13 protein-coding genes and 1 pseudogene are annotated in these 19934 nt (G+C 70.7%); 9 read left to right on the forward strand and 5 right to left on the reverse strand.

What is annotated here, in order from left to right; all coding sequences use genetic code 11:
- Nucleotides 1-7 precede the first annotated feature (7 nt).
- Both VGR06_RS07705 and VGR06_RS07710 read left to right on the forward strand, forming a co-directional pair.
- Nucleotides 8-949: a sugar ABC transporter permease gene (locus VGR06_RS07705; protein ID WP_327558274.1), complete on the forward strand. Its 942-nt coding sequence runs from the start codon at nucleotides 8-10 to the stop codon at nucleotides 947-949.
- Nucleotides 946-1848: a carbohydrate ABC transporter permease gene (locus VGR06_RS07710; protein ID WP_327558275.1), complete on the forward strand. Its 903-nt coding sequence runs from the start codon at nucleotides 946-948 to the stop codon at nucleotides 1846-1848. Before VGR06_RS07705 ends, VGR06_RS07710 begins: the two co-directional genes overlap by 4 nt.
- 71 nt (nucleotides 1849-1919) lie before the next feature.
- On the opposite strand, the gene VGR06_RS07715 is transcribed toward VGR06_RS07710, so the two are convergent.
- From VGR06_RS07715 to VGR06_RS07725, 3 genes are all read right to left on the reverse strand, one after another.
- The gene (locus VGR06_RS07715) at nucleotides 1920-2540 is read right to left on the reverse strand and encodes an LLM class flavin-dependent oxidoreductase (RefSeq protein WP_327558276.1); all 621 of its coding nucleotides are present in this window, start codon (nucleotides 2538-2540) and stop codon (nucleotides 1920-1922) included.
- Between the two features lie 41 nt (nucleotides 2541-2581).
- Entirely contained in the window at nucleotides 2582-5200 is a 2619-nt protein-coding gene (locus VGR06_RS07720) for a beta-glucosidase (RefSeq protein WP_327558277.1), read from the reverse strand.
- Between the two features lie 172 nt (nucleotides 5201-5372).
- Nucleotides 5373-6407, reverse strand: coding sequence for a LacI family DNA-binding transcriptional regulator (locus VGR06_RS07725; RefSeq protein ID WP_327558278.1), 1035 nt, complete (start codon nucleotides 6405-6407; stop codon nucleotides 5373-5375).
- Between the two features lie 263 nt (nucleotides 6408-6670).
- Between VGR06_RS07725 and VGR06_RS07730 the strand changes: the two genes are divergently transcribed.
- The 7 genes and pseudogenes from VGR06_RS07730 to VGR06_RS07760 all read left to right on the forward strand — a co-directional run.
- A complete protein-coding gene (locus tag VGR06_RS07730) occupies nucleotides 6671-7624 on the forward strand; it encodes a sugar ABC transporter permease (protein WP_327558279.1) in 954 nt (317 codons plus the stop codon).
- Between the two features lie 58 nt (nucleotides 7625-7682).
- Nucleotides 7683-8504 carry a carbohydrate ABC transporter permease gene (locus VGR06_RS07735; protein ID WP_327558280.1) on the forward strand — a complete coding sequence of 274 codons (822 nt, stop codon included), beginning with the start codon at nucleotides 7683-7685 and terminating at the stop codon, nucleotides 8502-8504.
- Nucleotides 8501-11143: an alpha-L-rhamnosidase gene (locus tag VGR06_RS07740; RefSeq protein ID WP_327558281.1), complete on the forward strand. Its 2643-nt coding sequence runs from the start codon at nucleotides 8501-8503 to the stop codon at nucleotides 11141-11143. The genes VGR06_RS07735 and VGR06_RS07740 overlap by 4 nt, the downstream gene beginning before the upstream one ends.
- Nucleotides 11140-12408 carry an ABC transporter substrate-binding protein gene (locus VGR06_RS07745; protein ID WP_327558282.1) on the forward strand — a complete coding sequence of 423 codons (1269 nt, stop codon included), beginning with the start codon at nucleotides 11140-11142 and terminating at the stop codon, nucleotides 12406-12408. Before VGR06_RS07740 ends, VGR06_RS07745 begins: the two co-directional genes overlap by 4 nt.
- Before the next feature lie 98 nt (nucleotides 12409-12506).
- A complete protein-coding gene (locus VGR06_RS07750; RefSeq protein WP_327558283.1) occupies nucleotides 12507-14498 on the forward strand; it encodes an alpha-L-rhamnosidase C-terminal domain-containing protein in 1992 nt (663 codons plus the stop codon).
- A gap of 78 nt (nucleotides 14499-14576) precedes the next feature.
- On the forward strand, nucleotides 14577-16748 hold the full coding sequence (locus VGR06_RS07755; protein ID WP_327558284.1) for an alpha-L-rhamnosidase C-terminal domain-containing protein: 2172 nt from the start codon (nucleotides 14577-14579) through the stop codon (nucleotides 16746-16748).
- Between the two features lie 338 nt (nucleotides 16749-17086).
- Nucleotides 17087-17200 (forward strand): annotated as a pseudogene (locus tag VGR06_RS07760) (IMP dehydrogenase); the annotation flags it as partial.
- A 35-nt stretch (nucleotides 17201-17235) separates the two neighbouring features.
- Here VGR06_RS07760 and VGR06_RS07765 read toward each other — a convergent pair.
- Nucleotides 17236-18426, reverse strand: coding sequence for a pectate lyase (locus tag VGR06_RS07765; RefSeq protein ID WP_327558285.1), 1191 nt, complete (start codon nucleotides 18424-18426; stop codon nucleotides 17236-17238).
- Between the two features lie 133 nt (nucleotides 18427-18559).
- Nucleotides 18560-19927 (reverse strand): hypothetical protein, encoded by a 1368-nt coding sequence (locus tag VGR06_RS07770; RefSeq protein ID WP_327558286.1) that lies wholly within the window; start codon nucleotides 19925-19927, stop codon nucleotides 18560-18562.
- Nucleotides 19928-19934 lie beyond the last annotated feature (7 nt).

Raw genomic sequence — 19934 nt, forward strand, 5'->3', positions numbered from 1 at the left:
AGGCGCCATGGGAACCCAGGCCATCGCGGTGCGCACACCGCGCGTCCGGCGGGCGGTCACCGAGCGGGCACGTCTGACCCGTGGCCGCTCGGGGATCTGGTTCACCCTGCCGTTTCTCCTTGCCTACGCGGCGTTTCTGGTGTGGCCGCTGGTGCTCGGGGTGAAGATGAGCCTGTCCAACGACAGCCTCTCCGGCACCGCGGGCGGGTTCGTCGGGCTGCGCAACTTCGGCGAGGCGCTGACCGACGCCGCGGTCTGGCAGTCGCTGTGGCACACGGCCTGGTTCACGATTCTGTCCACCCCGCCGCTGGTGGTGCTCGGGCTGGTCATGGCGCTGCTGGCCAACCATCTCACCCCGGCGCGGTGGCTGTGGCGGCTGGCCTACTTCGCCCCGTTCCTGCTCCCGGTGGCCGTCGTGTCGCTGCTCTGGACCTGGTTGTTCCAGCCGGGTTTCGGACTGTTCGACGGGATGCTGTCCTGGCTCGGCGTCCACCTGAACATCGGCTGGCTGACCGACCCGGACGCCGCCATGCCGGCCATCGTGCTGACCACGCTGTGGTGGACGGTCGGGTTCAACTTCCTGCTCTACCTCGCCGCGCTGCAGACCATTCCGCCGGACCTCTACGAGGCGTCCGCTTTGGACGGTGCCGGCTGGTGGCGGCAGCTGCGCCACGTGACCCTGCCGATGCTGCGGCGCACCACCGTGCTGATCGTGGTGCTGCAGTTGCTGGCCTCGCTGAAGGTGTTCGACCAGATCTACCTGATGACCCAGGGCGGCCCGAACCACGCCACCCGCCCGGTGATCCAGTACGTGTACGAGGCCAGCTTCACCGGCTACCGGACCGGGTACGGCACCGCCATCTCCTACGTCTTCTTCGCGCTGATCCTCGTGGTCACCGTGTCCCAGCTGAGGTTGTTCCGCGCACGCGACGAGGAGACGACGCCATGACCACGGTCCTGCGCCCGCCGCCTACCCTCACCGCACCGGCCGCTCCGCCCCGGCGACCCCAGCGGGCCGCGGTGCTGCGCACCTCCCGGATCGGCACGGCCATCGCGCTCGTGATCGCTGTCGCGTTCGCGGTGCTGTGGCTGATCCCGTTGCTGTGGGCGGTGGACACCTCGGTCAAGCCGGAGGGCGAGACCACCGCGATCCCGGTCTCCTGGCTCCCCACCCGGTTCACCTTCGACGCCTACCGCCAGGTGCTCGCCGCCGGCCAAATCGGGCAGTGGATGCTCAACAGCGCGATCACCGCCGCGATCGTCACCGTGCTCGTGGTGCTGCTGTCCAGCCTCGCCGCCTACGGCTTCGCCCGCACCCGGTTCCGCGGCCGCCGCCTGCTCTTCGCCCTCACCATCGCCGGAATCGTGGTGCCGCCCCAGGTGCTGGTGGTGCCGCTGTTCGCCGAGATGGTCTCGCTCGGGCTGGTCGACACCTACTGGGGCATCATCCTTCCGCAGGTCGCCGCCCCGATCATGGTCTACATCCTGAAGAAGTTCTTCGACGCCCTCCCGCGCGAACTCGAGGAGTCGGCGCTCCTCGACGGAGCCAGCCGCCTGCGCATCTACTGGCAGATCGTCATGCCGCTGTCCCGCTCGGTCCTCGCCGCCGTCGCGATCTTCACCTTCGTCTTCACCTGGAACAACTTCCTCTGGCCGTTCGTCATCGCCACCGACCCCGACACCATGACCCTCCCCGTGGGCCTCGCCACCGTCCAGACCGTCTACGGCGTCCGCTACGCCCAGATCATGGCCTCCGTCGTCCTCGGCGCCCTACCCCTGCTGGTCATCTTCGTTCTGTTCCAGCGCCAGATCGTCCGCGGCATCGCCCACACCGGCCTCGGAAACTAGGTGGGGTGCGATGAATGCCTCATTCACTGCGCTCAGTGCACTGAATGAGGCATTGACTGCATTTCTCCCGCCTACGCTGCGGCGATGGTGACCGCACGGGGCGGGTTCGCGGCCTGCTGGCGAACCGCCTGCAAGGCGCGCCAGGCCGCGGGATCCAGCAGGCCGAAGGAGACCAGACCGGCGCCGCGGCGGCCGGCGGCGGCGGCCTTCGGCCCGAGCGCGGCCACCAGGAACTCGATCGGGTCGGCCGTGTTCACGTGCAGGCCGGCATGCAGGAACCGGACGCCGCGGACCCGGTCGCCCTCGCGGTACCCGGCGGATCGTCCGGCGCACAGGTCCTGCAGCGCGGCGGTGAACCTCTCCAGCTCAACGGTGGTGGTCGGCGGCATGCCCAGGGTGCGCCGGGCGCTGTTGCCCGTGCCGACACCGCAGACGATCCGGCCCGGTGCCAGCGCGTTGAGGCTGGCGAATGCGCTCGCGGCGGCCGGCGCGGACCGCAACGCCGGTGAGGTCACCCCGACACCGAGCTTGATCCGGCTGGTCGCCCGCGCACACAGGCCCAGCGCTACGAACGGATCTCCGTGCACCATCGGCGTGTCGTAGACCCAGAAGCTGCTGAAGCCCAACTCCTCGGCCCGCACGGCGAGCTCCGCCACGCCAGGGTGGGCGGTGACCACGATGCCGGCACGCACGACGCCTCCACAGCAACAACAGGGACTGGAGAACACCGACGCTATGCCCTCCGCGTGGTGATGACCACCTCGGGAAGGGGGACGGTGAGCGGCAGCTCGCGGCTTGAGTGTCCGATGTGGAGCGTGAAGGGGCCTGGTTCGGTTCGCCAGGTTCCGTCGGCCCAGTGCTGGAATGCCCGGGCGGGGAGGGGGATGTGGGCGATGGCCTCGTCGCCCGGTTGGGCGGTGACGACGGTCCAGGCGGCGAGCCAGCGCGGGGGGCGGGTCACGGTGCTGTGCGGTTTGCTGGCGTAGACCTGAACGGTTTCGGATCCTGGCCGGGCGCCGGTGTTGCGGACGTGGACGGTGACGCCGGTGTGGGTGGGGTGGGCGGCGAGGTATTCCCACGTGGTGTAGCCGAGACCGTGTCCGAACGGGAACAGCGGTGCGCGGCCGGCCGTGTCGTACCAGCGGTAGCCGATGGCGAGGTCTTCGGTGTAGGGCAGGGTGCCGTCGACCGGTGTGGTGGTGGGGAGGCCGTGGTGGTCGGCGGGCCAGGTGACGGGGAGCCTCCCACTAGGTTCGGTGGCGCCGGTGAGGACGTCGGCGAGGGCGTTGCCGAACTCCTGGCCGGGGAACCAGGTGAGGAGCACGGCCGGTAGGCCGGCGGCCCAGGGCAGGAGGACCGGCGCGCCGGAGTTGACGACCACGACGGTTGCGGGGTTGGCGGCGGCGACGCGCCGGACGAGCTCGTCCTGCCGGCCCGGCAGGGCGAGGGAGGTGCGGTCGAATCCTTCGCTCTCGACTTCCTCGGTGGTGCCGACGACGACCACGGCGAGGTCCGCGCCGGCGGCGAGCGCGACGGCTTCGGTGATCTCCGCGTCGTCGTCGCTGTCGAGCTTGGCGTTGAGCTGGAAGGTGACCGAGGCGACGGTGGCGTCACCGAGACCGGCGGCGCTGGCCGGGACGTGCCGCACCACGATGTCGGCGTGGGCTCCGGCGGCCAGGTCGAGGGGCGCGAGGATCTGCGGCGGGCGCATGAGCCCTTCGACGAAGTCGGCGCCGGGTGGCAGGCCGAGGTGCTGATCGGCGACCACGGTGCCGTCGACGGTGAGCCGGAAGGCACCGAGCCCGGAGGCGCCGACGAGGTACCGGCCGGCCCGCGGTGCGTGGAGCCGGGTGACGGCCTCGATCGCGGCGACGTCGGTGAAGCTCGGGAATGTTGGCCATGGTCGTGGGTCGCCTTCGCTGTCTGTCACCAGACCACTCCTCGGGCAGACCTCGTTCCTCGGCCTACCCTCGTCGTGGTGGGCCAACTCCCTCGCCCGGCATTCCGCAAGCTCCATGCCGGCGTCGGTCAAGGCGATGTCGCCGAAGGAGGACATCCACGTGTAGGCGGCGCCCGCGCGGTCTTCGCCCCCGATTTCGGTGCCGTCGGCGGCGAGGAACCGGATCCGGGTGCCGGGTGCTCCGTCCGGGCGCCGCAGCAGGGCCGGGTCGGCGACCGGTACCCGCGCGCCGGTGCGGCCACCGCGGCCGTACTGGACGGTGACGCCGGGCCCGAGCGCGGCGCGGATGCCGTCGAGCGGCGACACGGTGTAGGGCGGGAAGACCGTCGCGCTGCCACCGCCGAGGGTGCGGGCGACCGCGGCGTTGGCGCCCAGCACGGCCACCCGGCGCAACCGGGAAATGTCCAGCGGCAGCAGCGGTTGCTCGCCGGCCACCGGCTCGTTGCGGGCCAGCACGAACCCGGCCGCCGCGGTCGCGCGGATCTCGGCGGCGATCTGTTCCGGGGTCCACGGCTGGGCCCGGGTTCCCGGGATGCCCTGCAGCGCACCGACCCGAGCGGCGAGCTGGAGCAGGCGCAGGACCTTGTCGTCCACAAGCGACTCGTCGATCTCGCCGGCGCGGACCGCGGCGATCAGGGCGTCGCCCCAGGGCCCGCGGGGTCCGGGCATGATCAGGTCGAGCCCGGCACCGGCGGTGGCCAGGGACCGGCCGGCGTACCAGTCGGTCATGGTGAGCCCGTCGAAACCCCAATCCTCCTGCAGAATCTGGCGCAGCAGCGGGGATTCGGTCATCGGGTGGCCGTTGACGCCGTTGTAGGCGGCCATGACCGACCAGACGCCGCCGTCGCGCACGATGGTTTCGAACGGTGCCAGGTACAGCTCGCGCAGGGTGCGCTCGTCCACGGCGACGTCGACGGTGTGGCGCTGGGTCTCGGAGTCGTTGGCGACGAAGTGTTTGACGGTCGCGCCGACGCCTTCCGACTGCAGTCCGCGGACGTAGGCGGCGCCGATCCGTCCGGTCAGGACGGGATCTTCGCTGAGGCACTCGAAATGCCGGCCGCCGTAGGGGGTGCGGTGCAGGTTGACGGTGGGCGCGAGGAGGACGTCGACGCCCTTGCGGCGGGCTTCCGCGGCCAGGAGCCGGCCCAGCCGTTCGATGCGCTGCTCGTCCCAGGTGGCGGCGAGCGCGGTGGGGGAGGGCACGTTGGCCGAGGGGTCGCGCTCGTCCCACGTCCGCCCCCGCACGCCGGCGGGGCCGTCGGAGACGACGATCCGGCGCAGGCCGATGGACGGTTCCGGGTGCAGGGTCCAGAAGTCGGCGCCGGTGAGGAGCCGGACCTTCTGCGCGAGGGTGAGCCGGGCGAGCCGGTCCCGCAGGGTCGGTTCGGTCATGTTGTGTTCTCTATCTCGGGAATGTTGGCCATGGTCATGGGTCACCTTGACTGGTGGGTCACCGGACCGCTCCTCGGGCAGACCGTGTTCCACTGGGGCAAGCCCCAGACCCGGTTCCTCGGGCCCACATCGTCGCGGTGGGCCAACTCCCTCGACCGGCATTCCGCAAGCTTCATGCCGGCGGGCCGGCGGTGCTGCGGCGGACGACCAGGGTGGGGGAGAGCTTGACCTGGGCGGTCGGCCGGGTTCGGTCGGCGATGCGGTCGAGGAGGAGCCGGGCGGCGGTGGCGCCGATGTGGTGGCCGGCCTGGTCGACGCTGGTGAGGGAGATCGGTCCGAGGGCGGCGAAGTTCGTGTTGTCGTAGCCGGCGACGGAGATGCCGGCGGGGACGGCGAGGCCGGCCTCGGTGAGGGCTTCCAGGACGCCGATGGCGACGATGTCGGCGCCGGCGAAGATGGCGGAGGGGCGCCGGGGCCGGGTCAGGATCTGTTGGGCGCCAAGGTATCCGCCTTCGCGGGTGTAGCTGGTGGAGACGACGTCGGGTTCGAGGCCGTGGGCGCGCATGGCCGCCCGGTAGCCCTCGGCGCGGATGGCGTTGGGCATCTCGGCCAGGCGGGTGGGGTTGGTCTCGTGGTGCTCGATGTGGGCGATGTGGCGGTGGCCGAGGCCGGCGAGGTGGTCGACGACGAGCTTGGCGCCGGTGGTGTCGTCGTCGGCCACCGTGTCGTAGGCGGTGGAGTGCCCGTGGCGGCCGACCACCACCGTGGGCACCAGGCGGGCGATCTGTTCGAGGTGCGTTCGCGGCGCGATGGGGGCGACGAGGATCAGGCCGTCCATGCCGCGGTCGATCATGGCCTCGGTGACCTTGGCTTCCGCCTCCTCGCCGTTGCAGTGGCTCGGCCCCAGGAGGACCTGGTAGCCGGTGTCGCGCAGGTGATCGGTGAGGCCGTCGAGGATGTCGGGGAAGAAGGGGTTGCGCAGGTCGGGCAGCATCACGCCGATGGTGTAGGTCTGGCCGCGCATCGCCCTGGCCCCCGCGTGCGGCCGGTAGCCCAGCTCGGTGATCGCCGCCTGGACCTTGGCGCGCATGGCGGGGCTGGTGCCGTAGGCGTTGCGCAGCACCTTGGACACGGCGGTGGTGGACACCCGGGCGTGCCGCGCGACATCCACGATGGTGATCCGGCGCGGCGGCGCTGACGAGTCCATCCAGCCTCCTCCGGCCTCGTGGTGCGTAAAACGTTGCTCGAAGTGTAGGGGATGAACCCCAGGTAACCGGCCAGCAGTGAAGCGGACATCTTGACGTCACGTGGGACGGGCTCCTACAGTCGGCCGCAACATTAGAAAACGTTACCCACATCACGTCCGGCCGGCGGCCGGTTTCGCCGGCAGGGACCGGGGTCTCGGTCGGGTGAAGTTGGCCGGAGCCCCGGCGACGCTCGTCGATTGAAACGTTTCATGAAGGTAGATCAGTGACCATCGCCCCGCACAAGGAGCCCCCGGTTCGGGCCGCCGCTCCGCCCGATCGCCGCCCGGTGATCGCGCGCGGGCGCCGCCGGGCCGGGCCGCCGTGGTGGTTCGCGCTGCCGGCGATGCTGCTGTTCGCCTTCGTGGTGCTGGTGCCCAGCGCTCGCGGGGTGTACTACGCCTTCACCGACTGGGACGGCCTCGACCCCCACTTCTCCCTCGTCGGCCTGGGCAACTTCGCCACCATGCTCGGCGACGCCGACGCGGTGCAGGCGGTCGGGCACACGCTGCTGATCGCGGTCTCGATCACGATCATCCAAAATGGACTCGGGTTGCTGCTGGCGCTCGGCGTCAACAGCGCGATCAAGTCGCGCAACGTGTTGCGGGTGTTCCTGTTCGCCCCGGCGGTGGTGACCCCGATCGTGACCGCCTACCTGTGGCGCAACCTGCTCGGTCCGGACGGCGCGGTCAACAGCCTGCTGGGCGCGGTCGGGTTGGGTGGGTGGCGGCAGGACTGGCTGGGGGATCCGGAGCTGGCGCTGTGGTCGGTGGTCGGGGTGATCGTGTGGCAGTACGCCGGGTACTCGATGGTGATCTTCCTGGCCGGATTGCAGTCGGTGCCCAGGGAGATCTACGAGGCGGCGGACCTGGACGGGGCCGGGCCGGTGCGGCGGTTCTGGTCGGTCATCCGGCCGCTGCTGGCGCCGGCGTTCACGGTCAACCTGATGCTGTCGATCATCGGCGGGATCAAGCTGTTCGACCAGGTGTACGCGTTGACCGGCGGCGGGCCGGGGCACGCGACGGACACGCTGTCGACGCTGATCTACAAGGACGCGTTCACGTTGGGGGAGTTCGGTTACAGCATCGCGCTGGCGGTGGTGCTCACGATCATCGTGGCGGTCGTCTCGAGTGGACAGTATCTCGTGCTGTCCCGCAACGAGAAGGGCGCCGCGGCATGAGCGGAGCTTGCGGAGCGATCATCGGGGTTCACGGTCACCGAGCTTGCGAGGTGACCGCATGAAGCGTTACCGGCTGCGGACCTTCGGGTTGGAACTGGCGATGATCGCGGTCGCGCTGGTCGTCGGCTTCCCGGTGTACGTGCTGATCAACCTCGCCGTCCGGGCGCCGTCGGACGCCTCGTCGCCGATCCGGCCGACCACCGCGCCCACCCTCGACAACTTCTCCGAAGCCTGGGAGCAGGGCCGGCTCGGTGGTGCGCTGGCCAACAGCGTGGTGGTGACCGTGATCAGCGTCGTGATCGTGCTGGCGGTCTGCTCGCTGGCCGCCTACCCGCTGGCCCGGGTCACCGCGCGCTGGTCCCGCGGAATGTTCCTGCTGATCATGCTGGGCCTGCTGCTGCCGTTCCAGCTCGCCGCGTTGCCGCTGTACCAGACGATGCGCGATCTCGGCCTGCTCGGCACCCCGTGGGCGCTGGTGCTGTTCTACAGTGGCCTGCAGGTGCCGTTCACGGTGTTCCTCTACGTCGGGTTCCTTCGGGCACTGCCGCGGGACTTCGAGGACGCCGCGCTCATCGACGGCTGCACGCCGCTGCAGGGCTTCCGGTACGTCGTGTTCCCCATGCTCAAACCGGTCACGGTGACCGCGCTGGTGCTCAACGCAGTGTTCGTGTGGAACGACTTCTTCACCCCGCTGCTGTATTTGAGCGGCAGCGCGCAGCAGACCATGCCGGTCGCGATCGCCGGCTTCGTCGGCCAGTACGTCTCGGACTGGAACCTCGTCTTCGCCGCGCTGGTGATCAGCATCCTGCCGATCCTGGCCGTCTACTTCGCGCTGCAGCGCAGCATCATCAACGGTTTCGCCGGAGGGCTCAGGGGATGACCGACACACTGCGGCCGTACGGTTTGCAGGCCGAGCAGCGGCACGAACCGCTCGGGCTGGACGAGCCGCGCCCCCGGCTGTCGTGGAAGCTCGAGTGCGACCGGCGCGGGGCCGCGCAGAGCGCCTACCGGATCACCGCCGCGGAGCGCCCGGCGGATCTGCACAATCCCGATCGGCTGCTGTGGGACAGCGGAAAGCGGGAGTCCGGCGAGGGGCTGCTGGTGCCGTGGGACGGCCCGGTGCTCCGCTCGGCCACCCGGTACCACTGGCGGGTCGAGGTCTGGGACGAGACCGGCACACCGGCGGGCATCGCGCGGAGCTGGTTCGAAACCGGCCTGCTGCACCGCGAGGACTGGACCGCGGTGTGGGTCGGCCGCGACCCGCACGCCCTGCCACCGGTCGATCCGCCGGGCGACGGCGACCGCCCTCCCGGCTCGCCTCCGCTGTGCCTGCGCCGGGAGTTCACCGTGGACCGGCAACCGGTGCGGGCCCGGTTGTATGCCACCGCACGCGGCGTGTACGAGCTGCGGCTCAACGGTTTGCGGGTGGGCGACCTCGAGCTGGCGCCGGGCTGGACGGAGTACCACCGGCGGTTGCAGTACCAGACCTACGACGTCAGCGCGTTGCTGAGCCAGGGAAGCAACGTGCTCGGCGCCACCGTCGCCGACGGCTGGTGGTGCGGCTACGTCGGTTTCGACCCGCGCCGCGCCGCGGACCACTACGGCGATTGCCCCGCCTTCCTGGGCCAGCTGGTCATCGACTTCGCCGACGGGTCCCGGCGGGTGGTGGCCACCGACGCCGGCTGGACGGAGCGGCCGGGGGCGATCCGGTCCGCGGACCTGCTGATGGGCCAGCGGGTCGACGCCCGCGAGCACGTGCCGGGCTGGGACGAGCCCGGCCCCGTGGCCGGTTTCCGGCCGGTCGCGGTGCTGGACACCGAGCCGGGGCCGCTCGTCGCCGAGCCGGACCACCCGATCCGGATCACCCGCGAGCTGCCGGCGGTCTCCGTCCAGGACAAGGGATCCGGCCGGTTCATCGTCGACTTCGGACAGAACCTGGTCGGCCGGGTCCGGCTGACCGTCCGGGACGCCCCGGCGGGCGGGCGGATCACCCTGCGGCACGCCGAGATCCTCGACGGCGACGAGCTGTACGTGGACAACCTGCGAAGTGCCAGGGCCACCGACGTCTACGTCACCGCCGGCGGAGCGACCGAGGTGTTCGAGCCCCAGTTCACCTGCCACGGCTTCCGCTACGCCGAGGTGGCCGGCCACCCCGGCGCTCTGTCCGAAGTGGACATCGTGGCGCGGGTGCTGCACAACGACACCCCGTGGACCGGAACCTTCGAGTGCTCCGACGAGCTGGTCAACCGGTTGCACGCCAACATCACCTGGGGGCAGCGCGGCAACTTCGTCGCGGTGCCGACCGACTGCCCGCAGCGGGACGAGCGGTTGGGATGGCTGGCCGACGCCCAGATCTTCGCCCCGACCGCCAGCCGCAACGCCGACGTCTCCGCGTTCTTCGCCCGCTGGCTGCGGGACGTGGTCGACGGGCAGGACGCCGGCGGCGCGTTCCGCGACATCGCCCCGGTGATCGCGCTGGACCGCGAGGCCGCACCGGCCTGGGGCGACGCCGGGGTGATCATCCCGTGGCACCTGTGGCGCACCTACGGCGACCGGCGTGTGCTGGACCGGTGCTTCGACGCGATGGCGGCCTGGGTCGGGCACGTTCGGCGGCACAATCCCGATCTGCGCTGGCGGCACCGGACCGGAAACTCCTACGGAGACTGGTTGCAGGTCGACGCCGCCACCCCGCGGGACGTGCTGTCCACCGCGTACTTCGCCCGCAGCGCCCAGATCGTGGCCGACGCCGCGGAGGTGCTGGGCCGGCCTGAGGAGGCGATCGAGCACTGGGCGCTGCACGCCGGGATCCGCGCCGCGTTCATCGAGTCCTATGTGGACGACGAGGGCCGGGTCGAGGGCGGCACGCAGACCGGCTACCTGCTGGCGCTGGCGTTCGGGCTGCTGCCGGACCAGCTGGTGCCGAAGGCCGTCGAGCACCTGGCGGCGGACGTCGAGAAGCGGGGCAACCGGCTCACCACCGGGTTCGTCGGCGTCGCGCTGCTGTGCCCGGTGCTGGCCGAGCACGGCCGGGCCGACCTCGCCTATGCCCTGCTGCACCAGGAGGAGTTCCCGTCCTGGGGCTACTCGATCAGGCACGGCGCCACCACGATCTGGGAACGCTGGGACGGCTGGACCCACCACAACGGGTTCCAGTCCGCCGCGATGAACTCGTTCAACCACTACAGCCTCGGCAGCGTCGGCGACTGGCTCTACGGCCGGGTCGCCGGCATCGACCAGGCACCGAACTCCGTGGCATACCGGGAACTGCTGCTGCGCCCGCTACCCGGCGGGACGCTCACCTGGGCCCGTGCCGAGCAGGAGACCCCGCGCGGCCGGGTCGCATGTGGATGGTCGATCAGCGAGGGGGAGATCACCGTCACCGCGACGGTGCCGCCCGGCTGCACCGCCCTCCTGGAGATCCCGGGTGCGGAGCCCGTACGGCTGCCATCCGGCCACCACACCGTCAGCGCCGCCGCGCCCGACACCGAACCTGTCCCTTACTCGCGGGAGACACCATGAAGACACGCATTCTGCCCGTTCTGGCCGCGGCGATCACGGCCGCTGCCGCAGTGGCCGGCTGTGGTGGCGGCACCAGTGTCGGTTCCGGCGCCGCCGGCGGCGACAAGACCTTGACCCTTGCCTCGGTCGACCAGGGCTCCATCGAGGACGTCGTGAAGGCGTTCGAGGCGGCCAACCCCGGTGTGAAGGTCAACTTCACGACCAGCGGCGCCGACCAGTACCAGCAGCAGATCCGCACCCAGCTGTCCTCCGGCACCGCACCGGACGTGATGACGGTCTGGCCGGGCAACGGCAACCCCGGCGCCACCTACGTCCTGGCCAAGCCCGGCTACCTGCTCGACCTGTCCGACCAGCCCTGGGCCGCCAAGTACCCCAACGCCATCAAGAGTGTCGCCCAGTACGAGGGAAAGACCTACAACGCGATCTTCGGCCAGAACGGCATCGGCGCGGTCTACAACCAGGAAGCCCTGCAGAAGGCCGGCCTCACCGCGCCGGGCACCTGGACCGAGCTGCTCGCGTTCTGCCGCGCGGCCGCCGCGAAGGGAACGCCGGCGTTCGCGCTGGGCATCCAGGACAAGTGGGTGACCCAGATCGTGCTGTACGCGCTGGTCGCCACCGCCGTCTACGGCACCGACCGGGACTTCGACAAGAAGATGCAGTCCGGGCAGGCCAGCTTCGCCAAGTCGGCGTGGACCACGGCCATGGCCAAGTACCAGGAGATGTCCGGCGCCGGCTGCTTCCAGCAAAGCCCGCTCAGCACCAGTTACGAGGCCAGCCAGCAGCTCGCCGCGACCGGCAAGACGCTCGGCCTCATCCAGGGCAACTGGGTGATCGCCCTGCTCAAGAAGCAGAACCCGAGCGGCACGTTCACCCTCAAGGCCTTGCCGGCCACCGACGCCCCGTCCGGGTTCGTCATGCCCGCCGCGGCCGGCGCCGGCTACGGCGTCAACGCCAAGACCAGGAACAAGGACCTCGCGCTGAAGTTCGTCAACTACGTGATGTCGCCCGAGGGCATGAACCTGTTCGTGAAGAAGCAGGGCGGCCTGCCGTCCCTTTCGGACACCGGCTTCACCGTCGACCCGTCCCTGACCGAGCTGTCCAAGTTCGTCACCAGCGACCGCACCGTGCCGTTCATGGACCAGCTCTGGCCCAACGCCAAGGTGCAGCAGACCATGCTCAGCGGCCTCCAGGAGATCTTCAGCGGACAGTCCACATCGGACAAGATGCTGGCCGCGATGGACACCGACTACAAGGCCGGCACCTGATCGAGTTGCCGGCGACGCCATGAATGACTCATTCAGTGCGCCAGCCGCAGTGAATGACTCATTCATCGCACTCCATGGCCCGGCCGGAAAGGCGCGATATGAGAAGATCCACCCACCGGGCGCTGGCCATCACGGCCGCGGCCGCGGCGATATCCCTTGCGGTGCCGGCGAACTCGATGGCCACCATCGCCGCACTCCCTACCTGGCCGGCCAATCCGAACTGGCAGGCCCTGGTTCCCGCGCCGGCCAGTGGCGACGTGCGGCCGGTCAGCGTCGTGCGGACGCACGGCTCGGTGACCAACCCCGGCGCGCTGACCGGCCAGAGCGGCGGGTCGACCGTGCTGACCGTGCCGTCCGGCGGGTCGCCGGCCATCGTCGTTGTCGACTTCGGCAAGGAGGTCGGCGGCAACCCCTTCGTCACCGTGTCCGCCGCCTCGGCGTCCTCGGCCACGCTGGGCGTGGCGACCAGCGAGGCGCTGCCGTTCCTCACCAGAGGCACGAACGGCTTGTACAGCAACGACAGCGGCTCCGCGATCAGCTTCTCGGTCACCGGTCCGCGCACCTACACCGGTGGGCTGCGCGGCGGGTTCCGGTTCGCGGCGATCCAACTGTCCTCGCCCGGCACGCTCACGCTGAGCGTTGCTGGAGTGAACTTCGCGGCGTACCGCGCGACTCCGGACAAGTACCAGGGTTTCTTCATCTCGAGTGACGATCAGCTGAACCGGATCTGGTACGCCGGCGCCTACACCGCCCAGCTGGACATGGTGCCGGTCGGGGTCGCGTCGTGCTTCCGGGTACCGGTGATCTTCGACGGCGCCAAGCGCGACCGGGCCATCTGGTCCGGTGACCTCATGATCACCGATCCGGTCGCGCTGCTGTCGATCGGCACCAACAGCGTCCCGTACGTCAAGGGCTCGATCGACAGCATCATGAACCTGCAGGGCACCAGCGGCCGGCTGACCAGCGCGGTCGGTTTCCGGGGCTGCGGCGCCTTCGACTACGCGGTGACCTACTCGGCCTACTCGGCGATCATCGCGATCCAGTACTACCGCTACACCGGCGACACCGCCTACCTCACCGCGCTGCGCCCGAAACTCGAGGCCGCGGCGGCGTTCCACGCGACCCGGCTGGACGCCAACGGCCTCGTGGTGACGGGCGATCCCGACTACTGGCAGACCCGGCAGAGCGGGGAGGTCACCGAGTACAGCCTGGCCTACTACGAGCTGCTGCAGAACATGATCTGGCTCGAGGGCAAGGTCGGCACCGCGGCCAGGGTCACCGAGTACACCAACAAAGCCAACGCCTTAAGGACCGCGATCAACGCGCGCCTGTTCAACGCGAGCGCCGGCCTGTACCTGCACACCGACACCCGGTCGAACGTGTTTCCGTTGGACGCCAACGTCAACGCGGTTCGCCTCGGTGTCGCTCCGGCGAACCGGGTCTCCGGCATCCTGTCCTTCTTCCAGGCCCGGTGGACCGCCCACGGGAGCCAGATCTCGCAGCCGTCGCCGAGCATGGCCGACCCGGGCGGGCACACCATCGAGCCGCTGAACAACACCTGGGAGCTGATGGCGCGGTTCGCCGGCGACGACACCGCGGGCGCGCTGAACCTGATGCGGCGCCTGTGGGGCGTGCAGGTCGACCCGAACAGTGGCTTCTACACCGGCACGTTCTGGGAGTTCGTCGGCGGCAACGGCCTGCCCACCCGCGGCTTCGACAGCCTCGCCCACGCCTGGGGCGCCGGCCCGACCCAGCTGCTCACCGAGTCCGTCCTCGGCGCGACCCCCGTCGACCCTGGCTACACGACCTGGCAGGTCAAACCGCATCCGAGCACCCTCGCCTGGGCACAGGGCCAGGTCCCGAGCCCACGCGGGCCGCTCGCGGTCAGGTGGGCCCAGGACACCGCCGGCCAGTTCCACCTCCAGGTCGTCGCACCGGCCGGCACCGGCGGCGAGGTGTGGGTCCCCCTGGCCTCGGCCACCGCGACGAGCTCCCCGCTGACCTCGGGCGCGACGTTCCTGCGGCGCAGCGGGACCTACGACGTGTACCGGGTCGGAGCCGGAACGTTCGAGTTCAGCTCCACACCATGAGGCCTGACCGGGGATCAGTGGCGGGGGCGAGCATCTCGCCCCCGCCCGGTCACCTACTCGAGGGAGAGTGAGATCGCCGTGTTGAAACGTTCCATTGCCGGTGCGGTCGTGCTGGTCACGACGACGGGGTTGGTCGGGGCGCCGGCTACCGCGACGGCTGCCGCCGCCTGGCACCGCTACGTCCTCGGTCCGTCCGCCGCGCAGGTTGCCCCGGTCAGCGCGGAGGGCACCGGAAATGTGGCCAACCCGCACACTCTGGTGACGGGCAAGGGAAAGGCGGCGACCCTGACCACGGTCGCGGGCCAGACGCCGGCGTCGGTCGTGCTCGACTTCGGCAAGGATCTCGCCGGCACCCCGTTCTTCGACGTGACCGCGGTGGCGGGCGCACCGGCGCTCACCCTGGTCACCGGTGAGGCGCGGTCGTTTCTCCGCAGGCCGGCGGCGACCACCGTCGCGGTGGTCGCCGCCGTAGGGGCGACCACGGTCACCCTCGCGTCGGCGGCGAACCTCGAGGTCGGCAACACGATCACGATCGGCACCCAGGCCGGGACGATCACCGCGTTCGACCCGACCGCCCGGACCGTCTCCTTTGGACCCGCCCTGTCCGCGGACATGCCGGTGGGGACGGCGGTGTCGACCTCGCCGGGCGCGCCGGCCTCGGACGAGGCCCGCGGGCTGGCCGGCGTCGGCGGCCCGGATACCTTGCAGCCCACCGCGCCGGGCCGGATGACCGGCACCTTCCACGGCGGGTTCCGGTTCATCCTGCTCACCCTGTCCACGCCGGGCAGCGTGTCGATCTCCTCGGCCCGGGTCGACTTCCAGGCGCTGCGGGCGACCCCGGCCGACTACCGCGGCCACTTCCTGTCCAGCGACGACCAGCTGAACCGGATGTGGTACTCCGGCGCCTACACCCTGCAGCTCAACCTGAAACCCGCCGGCCGGGGCGGTTTGCCGGACGCCCGGATCTACGACGGAGCCAAGCGCGACCGCAGCATCTGGACCTGCGACATGCTGGTGCAGGCCCCGACCGCGATCAGCACCCTCGGCACCGTCGGCGCGGAGTACGTGAAGTCCTCGCTGAACGTGATCCTCGCGACCCAGCGCGCCGACGGTGCGCTGCCCGGCTCGCCCGACTTCCGCAAGGGCCCCAACCCGGCCGGCTCCCCGCTGTTCTACTCCAACAACTATTCCGGCTGCGGCATCCGCGGCGTCATCGCCTACTACCGCTACACCGGCGACGAGGCCTACCTGCGGAGCGTCCTCCCGGCCATGCGCGCCGAGCTCGCCTACAACGCGACGTTCCTCGACGCCAACAACCTCGTCGTCTCCAACGACCGCGACTTCTGGCAGGCCACGCAGACCGGCGAGGTCACCAAGTACAGCATCGACTACTACGTCCTGCTCCGGGAAATGGCCGGGGTCGAGCGCACGATCGGCGACCCCGCCATTGCCGACGGCCACGACGCGAAGGCCGAGGCGATCAAGACCGCGATCAACACCCGGCTGTGGAACCCGGCCCTGGGCGCCTACGGCCAGAGCAGCGACCGTCTCGACGTCCTCGTCGAGGACGCCAACGCGGTCGCGCTGCAGTACGGCATCGTGCCCACCGAGCGCCGCGCCGGCGTGCTGGCCGCGCTCCGGACACTGTGGACGCCGTTCGGCGCGATCATCGGCCCGGGTCTGCAGGACCCCACCGGCCACGTAATCGAGCCGTTCGGCAACGGGATGGAGACCGCCGGCCGGTTCGCCGCGGGCGACACCGCCGGCGCGTTCGACCTCATGCGCACCACCTGGGGACCCATGGTGGACAAGGAGAACCCGCTCTACACCGGCGGCCTCTGGGAGTTCAAGAACGGCACCGGCGGCGTCAACCGCACCACCGCCAGCCTCGCGCACGGCTGGGCCGCGGCCCCGACCGTGCAGCTCACCGAGCTGGTCCTCGGCGTGACCCCGGTCGAGGCGGGCTACGCCACGTGGAGCATCAAACCCCACCCCGGCAACCTCACCTGGGCCGAGGGCGCGGTGCCCACGAAGTTCGGCGACATCACCGCCCGCTGGGTGTCCGCCGGTCCCGTCTTCAACCTGCACGCCGAGACCCCGGCCGGCACGAACGGCACGATCGCCGTCCCCGCCACCGAGAGGTCCCTGGTCATCGTCGACGGCCGGTTGATCCGCGGACCCGTCGAGGACGGCTACCTCCAGATCAGCGTGCCAGGTGGCCGGCACGACATCCTCGTCGTCCGAACCTGACCGGCCGTCGGAAGGAAGCAACGTCACCTTCACTCCCGGCAAGGAAAGCAAGCCGTGGCGATGTGGTGCGTCGGGTCAGACGCGCAGCAGGCTTTGATGCCAGCTGTGTTGGCGCGCCACGGTGCAGTGTTGGCGTCTGGCGTGGGTGTATTGGCTGGTGACGACGACAACGCCGGCACAGCCGATGGCGGCCCGACGCCCACTCGGCCAACACGGCGACGCCACGCGCCAACATGCCGACGCCCACTCGGCCAACGTGGCGACGCCAGGCGCCAACATGGCGACGCCACGCGCCAACGTAGCGACGCCACGCGCCAACATGGCGAGTGCGGCGCGGAGGCGTCGAGCGGGTGCGCGAGCTGACCGGAGGTGACGGCACGCACGCCGTCCTCGAGTGCGTCGGGCTCGTCGAGGCCGTCGAGACCGCGTTCGGTGTGGTCCGAGCGGGCGGCACGGCGCCTTCGGGTTGGCCGCGCGCCCCCGCCGGTTACCGGTAGGTGAGGTCGGATGCGGAATAGAAGCAGTTGGTGCCGTCGGCGCCGCTGCCGGCCTGGGTGGGCTCGGCACCGGTGTTGTTGCCGATGTACTTCTGGCAGATCACCATCGCCCGGCTCGCGTCGTTGATGATGGTGATCCCGCTGAACCGGGCGGTGTCGCCGAAGTTGATGTTGATGCCGGCGATCCTGCTCCCCGGCCGGGTCAGCGTGACGTTGCGGATCACCACGTCGCGCTGATTCTGGGTGGAGCAGTTGCCGCAGGACCGGTAGAAGGTGCCGAAGTTGTTGGCCTGGAAGTTCTGGATGGTCACCGTGCCGGGCCCGTTGTGCTGGAAGATCTTGTCGCTGGCCTGCCGGGCGCCACCACCGTCGACCAGGAACTGCGGGTCGCCGCTGCCGCGGAAGGTGGCCGCGTCCTCACCCACGTCCTCCCACCACACGTTGCGCAGCGTGCAGGGACCGTTGCAGTGCACGCCGTCACCGGCCGGCGCGCCGATGATCACGTTGGCCAGTGTCGCCCCGGAGGCCAGGTCGAACATCGGGTCCTGGCTCTCCTCCTGACTGCCGTCGCCGATGCAGCAGTACCGGCGCAGACCGCCGTCCAGGCCGCTGGCCGGCACCGAGATGGTGCCGTTGACGTTGACCTGCCCGGTCGGGGTCGGGAAGCCCGGGGGCGGCGGTGGTGGCGGTGGGCTGCCAGCGACCTCGAAGTCGAGGAAGTCGACGTTGGGCAGGCCGTTGGCCGTGGTCGGATTCAGCCGGATCGTGTTGCTGCCGGCGTTCACCGAGGCGGTCAGGGTCTTGGTCACCCAGGTCGACCACGCACCCGTCCCCTCGAACGACGGCGTCTGCACCGTGGCACCGTTGACGACCAGGCCCGCCGGCCGCGCCGTGGTGGTGCCGTTGGCGAACCGGACCCCCAACGTCGCCGTACCCGCCGCGGACGCGTTCACGGTGAACTGGGCGAACGCCCCGGTGGCGTTCGTGCCGTTGCAGAACCCGCCGCCGGAGAACCCGGCCCAGTTGGAGTCGATGGTGCCGGAGCAGGTCGCCGGCGAGCTCTCCGCCTCGAACCGGGTCGGCGCGGCCACCGCCGCGGACCCCGGCCACACCAGCACCGCGCCGGCCACCAGGGCCGTGCCGGCAACGAGCGATGCCAGCCTCCTTCTCGTCCCTCGCACTGCGAACCTCCGGTTGGTGTGAGCAGGGATCACCGCGAACCGGCACGTCGCGGCGTGCCAACCAGGCTAGGCACGCCCGCGTGGACAATCACGAACACCATGTGGACTTTTGGAGAGCCGCACCTCAGGTGGCTCAGTTGTTTCCGGCGAGGTCGAAGGGCCGTGGGTAGGGCGCGGGCCGGTAGGTGAGGTAGGCGGGTGGGGCGGCCGGGTCGAGAACGGCGGCGAGGCGGTTGAGGCTGGCCGGGTCGGTGTTCGACCAGCGGCCCGTGTCGATGCGGCGTTCCAGGGTGCGGAGGGCGGCGAGCATCTCGCCGGTGGTGAAGGTGCAGTGCCCGGCGCGGTGCACGAAGGCCTGGCGCAGCAGGGGTGTGCGGCCGGCGGCGCTGACGGTGTCGGCGTAGGCGTGCTCGACCTGAACCGGCACCAGCGGGTCGCCGGTGGTGTGGATGGTGAGCATCGGCTTGGTGATCCGGCCGGTGAACGCGATGTTGCGGATCAGGTAGCCGACCGCGGGCGGGTCGGCGGTGACGCGCGGGGCGCGGGCCAGCGTGGCCAGGTCGTCGTGCAGGGACAGGCCGGCGCGGGCGTAGAGCGCTTCGACTTCGGCGCGGTTGGCGGAGCGGGCGAGGAGGCGCGCGTAGTCCACGCCGGTGTTCCAGGACATGTTGCCGCCGGCGTGGGTTTCGGCTTCCTGCCGCCAGGACTGGCCCACGAAGAGGGTGAGGTGCAGGGTCTGGAACTGGTTGGCCTCCGCGGTGTCGTGGTCGCCGGGGGCTGGTTCGGGCAGAGTCGGGTCGGTCCAGGCGGGGATGTTGTGCAGGGCGGCGGCGAGTGCGATCCGGGCTCGCCCCTGCGGGGTGGCCTGGGCGGTGTCGAGGGCGGCGGTCAGCTCGGCGGTGGTGGCGAGAGCCGTTGCCTGGTCGGGAATCCGCACCAGCGGACCGGGCAAACCGGGTGCCAGCAGGGTTTTGACCGCGAACGCGGGGTCCAGGGTGTTGTTCCAGTTGGCGACTCCGCCTTGGAGCAGACCGCACATGGACAGGGTGCCGGCGAAGCGGCTGCCGGCCCGTTCGGCGAGCCCGGCGGTGATCATGCCGCCGAGCGAGGTGCCCCAGGCGATGGTGCGCCGTGCGGGGCCGAACCGGGCGGTGAGCGCGTCCAGGGTGGCGAGCTGGTCAGGAAGCGCTTGCTCGAGGATCCACCCGTTGCCGGCGTAGGAGGAGCCGATCATGGCGTAGCCCTGGGCGAGCAGGGCGGTCCGCTCGGCGTCGCCGGGTGCGTTGCGGGCCGGGTTCGGCACCCCCTGCGGTGTGTAGCCGTGGCTGTACAGCAGGACGGTGTGGTTCCAGTCGGCCGGCACGTCCATCACGTACGTGGCGCCGTCCGGCAGCACACCCTCCACATGCGACGGTGCCGCGGTGGCGGCGGCCGGGGAGTGCCCAGTCGCCAGCAGCGCGGCGATCAGGGCGGTGGGGGCGAGGATCCGGGCGAGTCTCATGGGTGAT

The sequence above is a fragment of the Actinophytocola sp. genome (assembly GCF_036002505.1).
Classification (GTDB): Bacteria; Actinomycetota; Actinomycetes; order Mycobacteriales; family Pseudonocardiaceae; genus DASYTH01.

Coding starts and splice junctions, on each gene's coding strand:
- VGR06_RS07705 (WP_327558274.1), top strand. CDS start 8: ATGGGAACCCAGGCCATCGCGGTGCGCACACCGCGCGTCCGGCGGGCG.
- VGR06_RS07710 (WP_327558275.1), top strand. CDS start 946: ATGACCACGGTCCTGCGCCCGCCGCCTACCCTCACCGCACCGGCCGCT.
- VGR06_RS07720 (WP_327558277.1), bottom strand. CDS start 5,200: ATGACCGAACCGACCCTGCGGGACCGGCTCGCCCGGCTCACCCTCGCG.
- VGR06_RS07725 (WP_327558278.1), bottom strand. CDS start 6,407: ATGGACTCGTCAGCGCCGCCGCGCCGGATCACCATCGTGGATGTCGCG.
- VGR06_RS07735 (WP_327558280.1), top strand. CDS start 7,683: ATGAAGCGTTACCGGCTGCGGACCTTCGGGTTGGAACTGGCGATGATC.
- VGR06_RS07740 (WP_327558281.1), top strand. CDS start 8,501: ATGACCGACACACTGCGGCCGTACGGTTTGCAGGCCGAGCAGCGGCAC.
- VGR06_RS07745 (WP_327558282.1), top strand. CDS start 11,140: ATGAAGACACGCATTCTGCCCGTTCTGGCCGCGGCGATCACGGCCGCT.
- VGR06_RS07750 (WP_327558283.1), top strand. CDS start 12,507: ATGAGAAGATCCACCCACCGGGCGCTGGCCATCACGGCCGCGGCCGCG.
- VGR06_RS07770 (WP_327558286.1), bottom strand. CDS start 19,927: ATGAGACTCGCCCGGATCCTCGCCCCCACCGCCCTGATCGCCGCGCTG.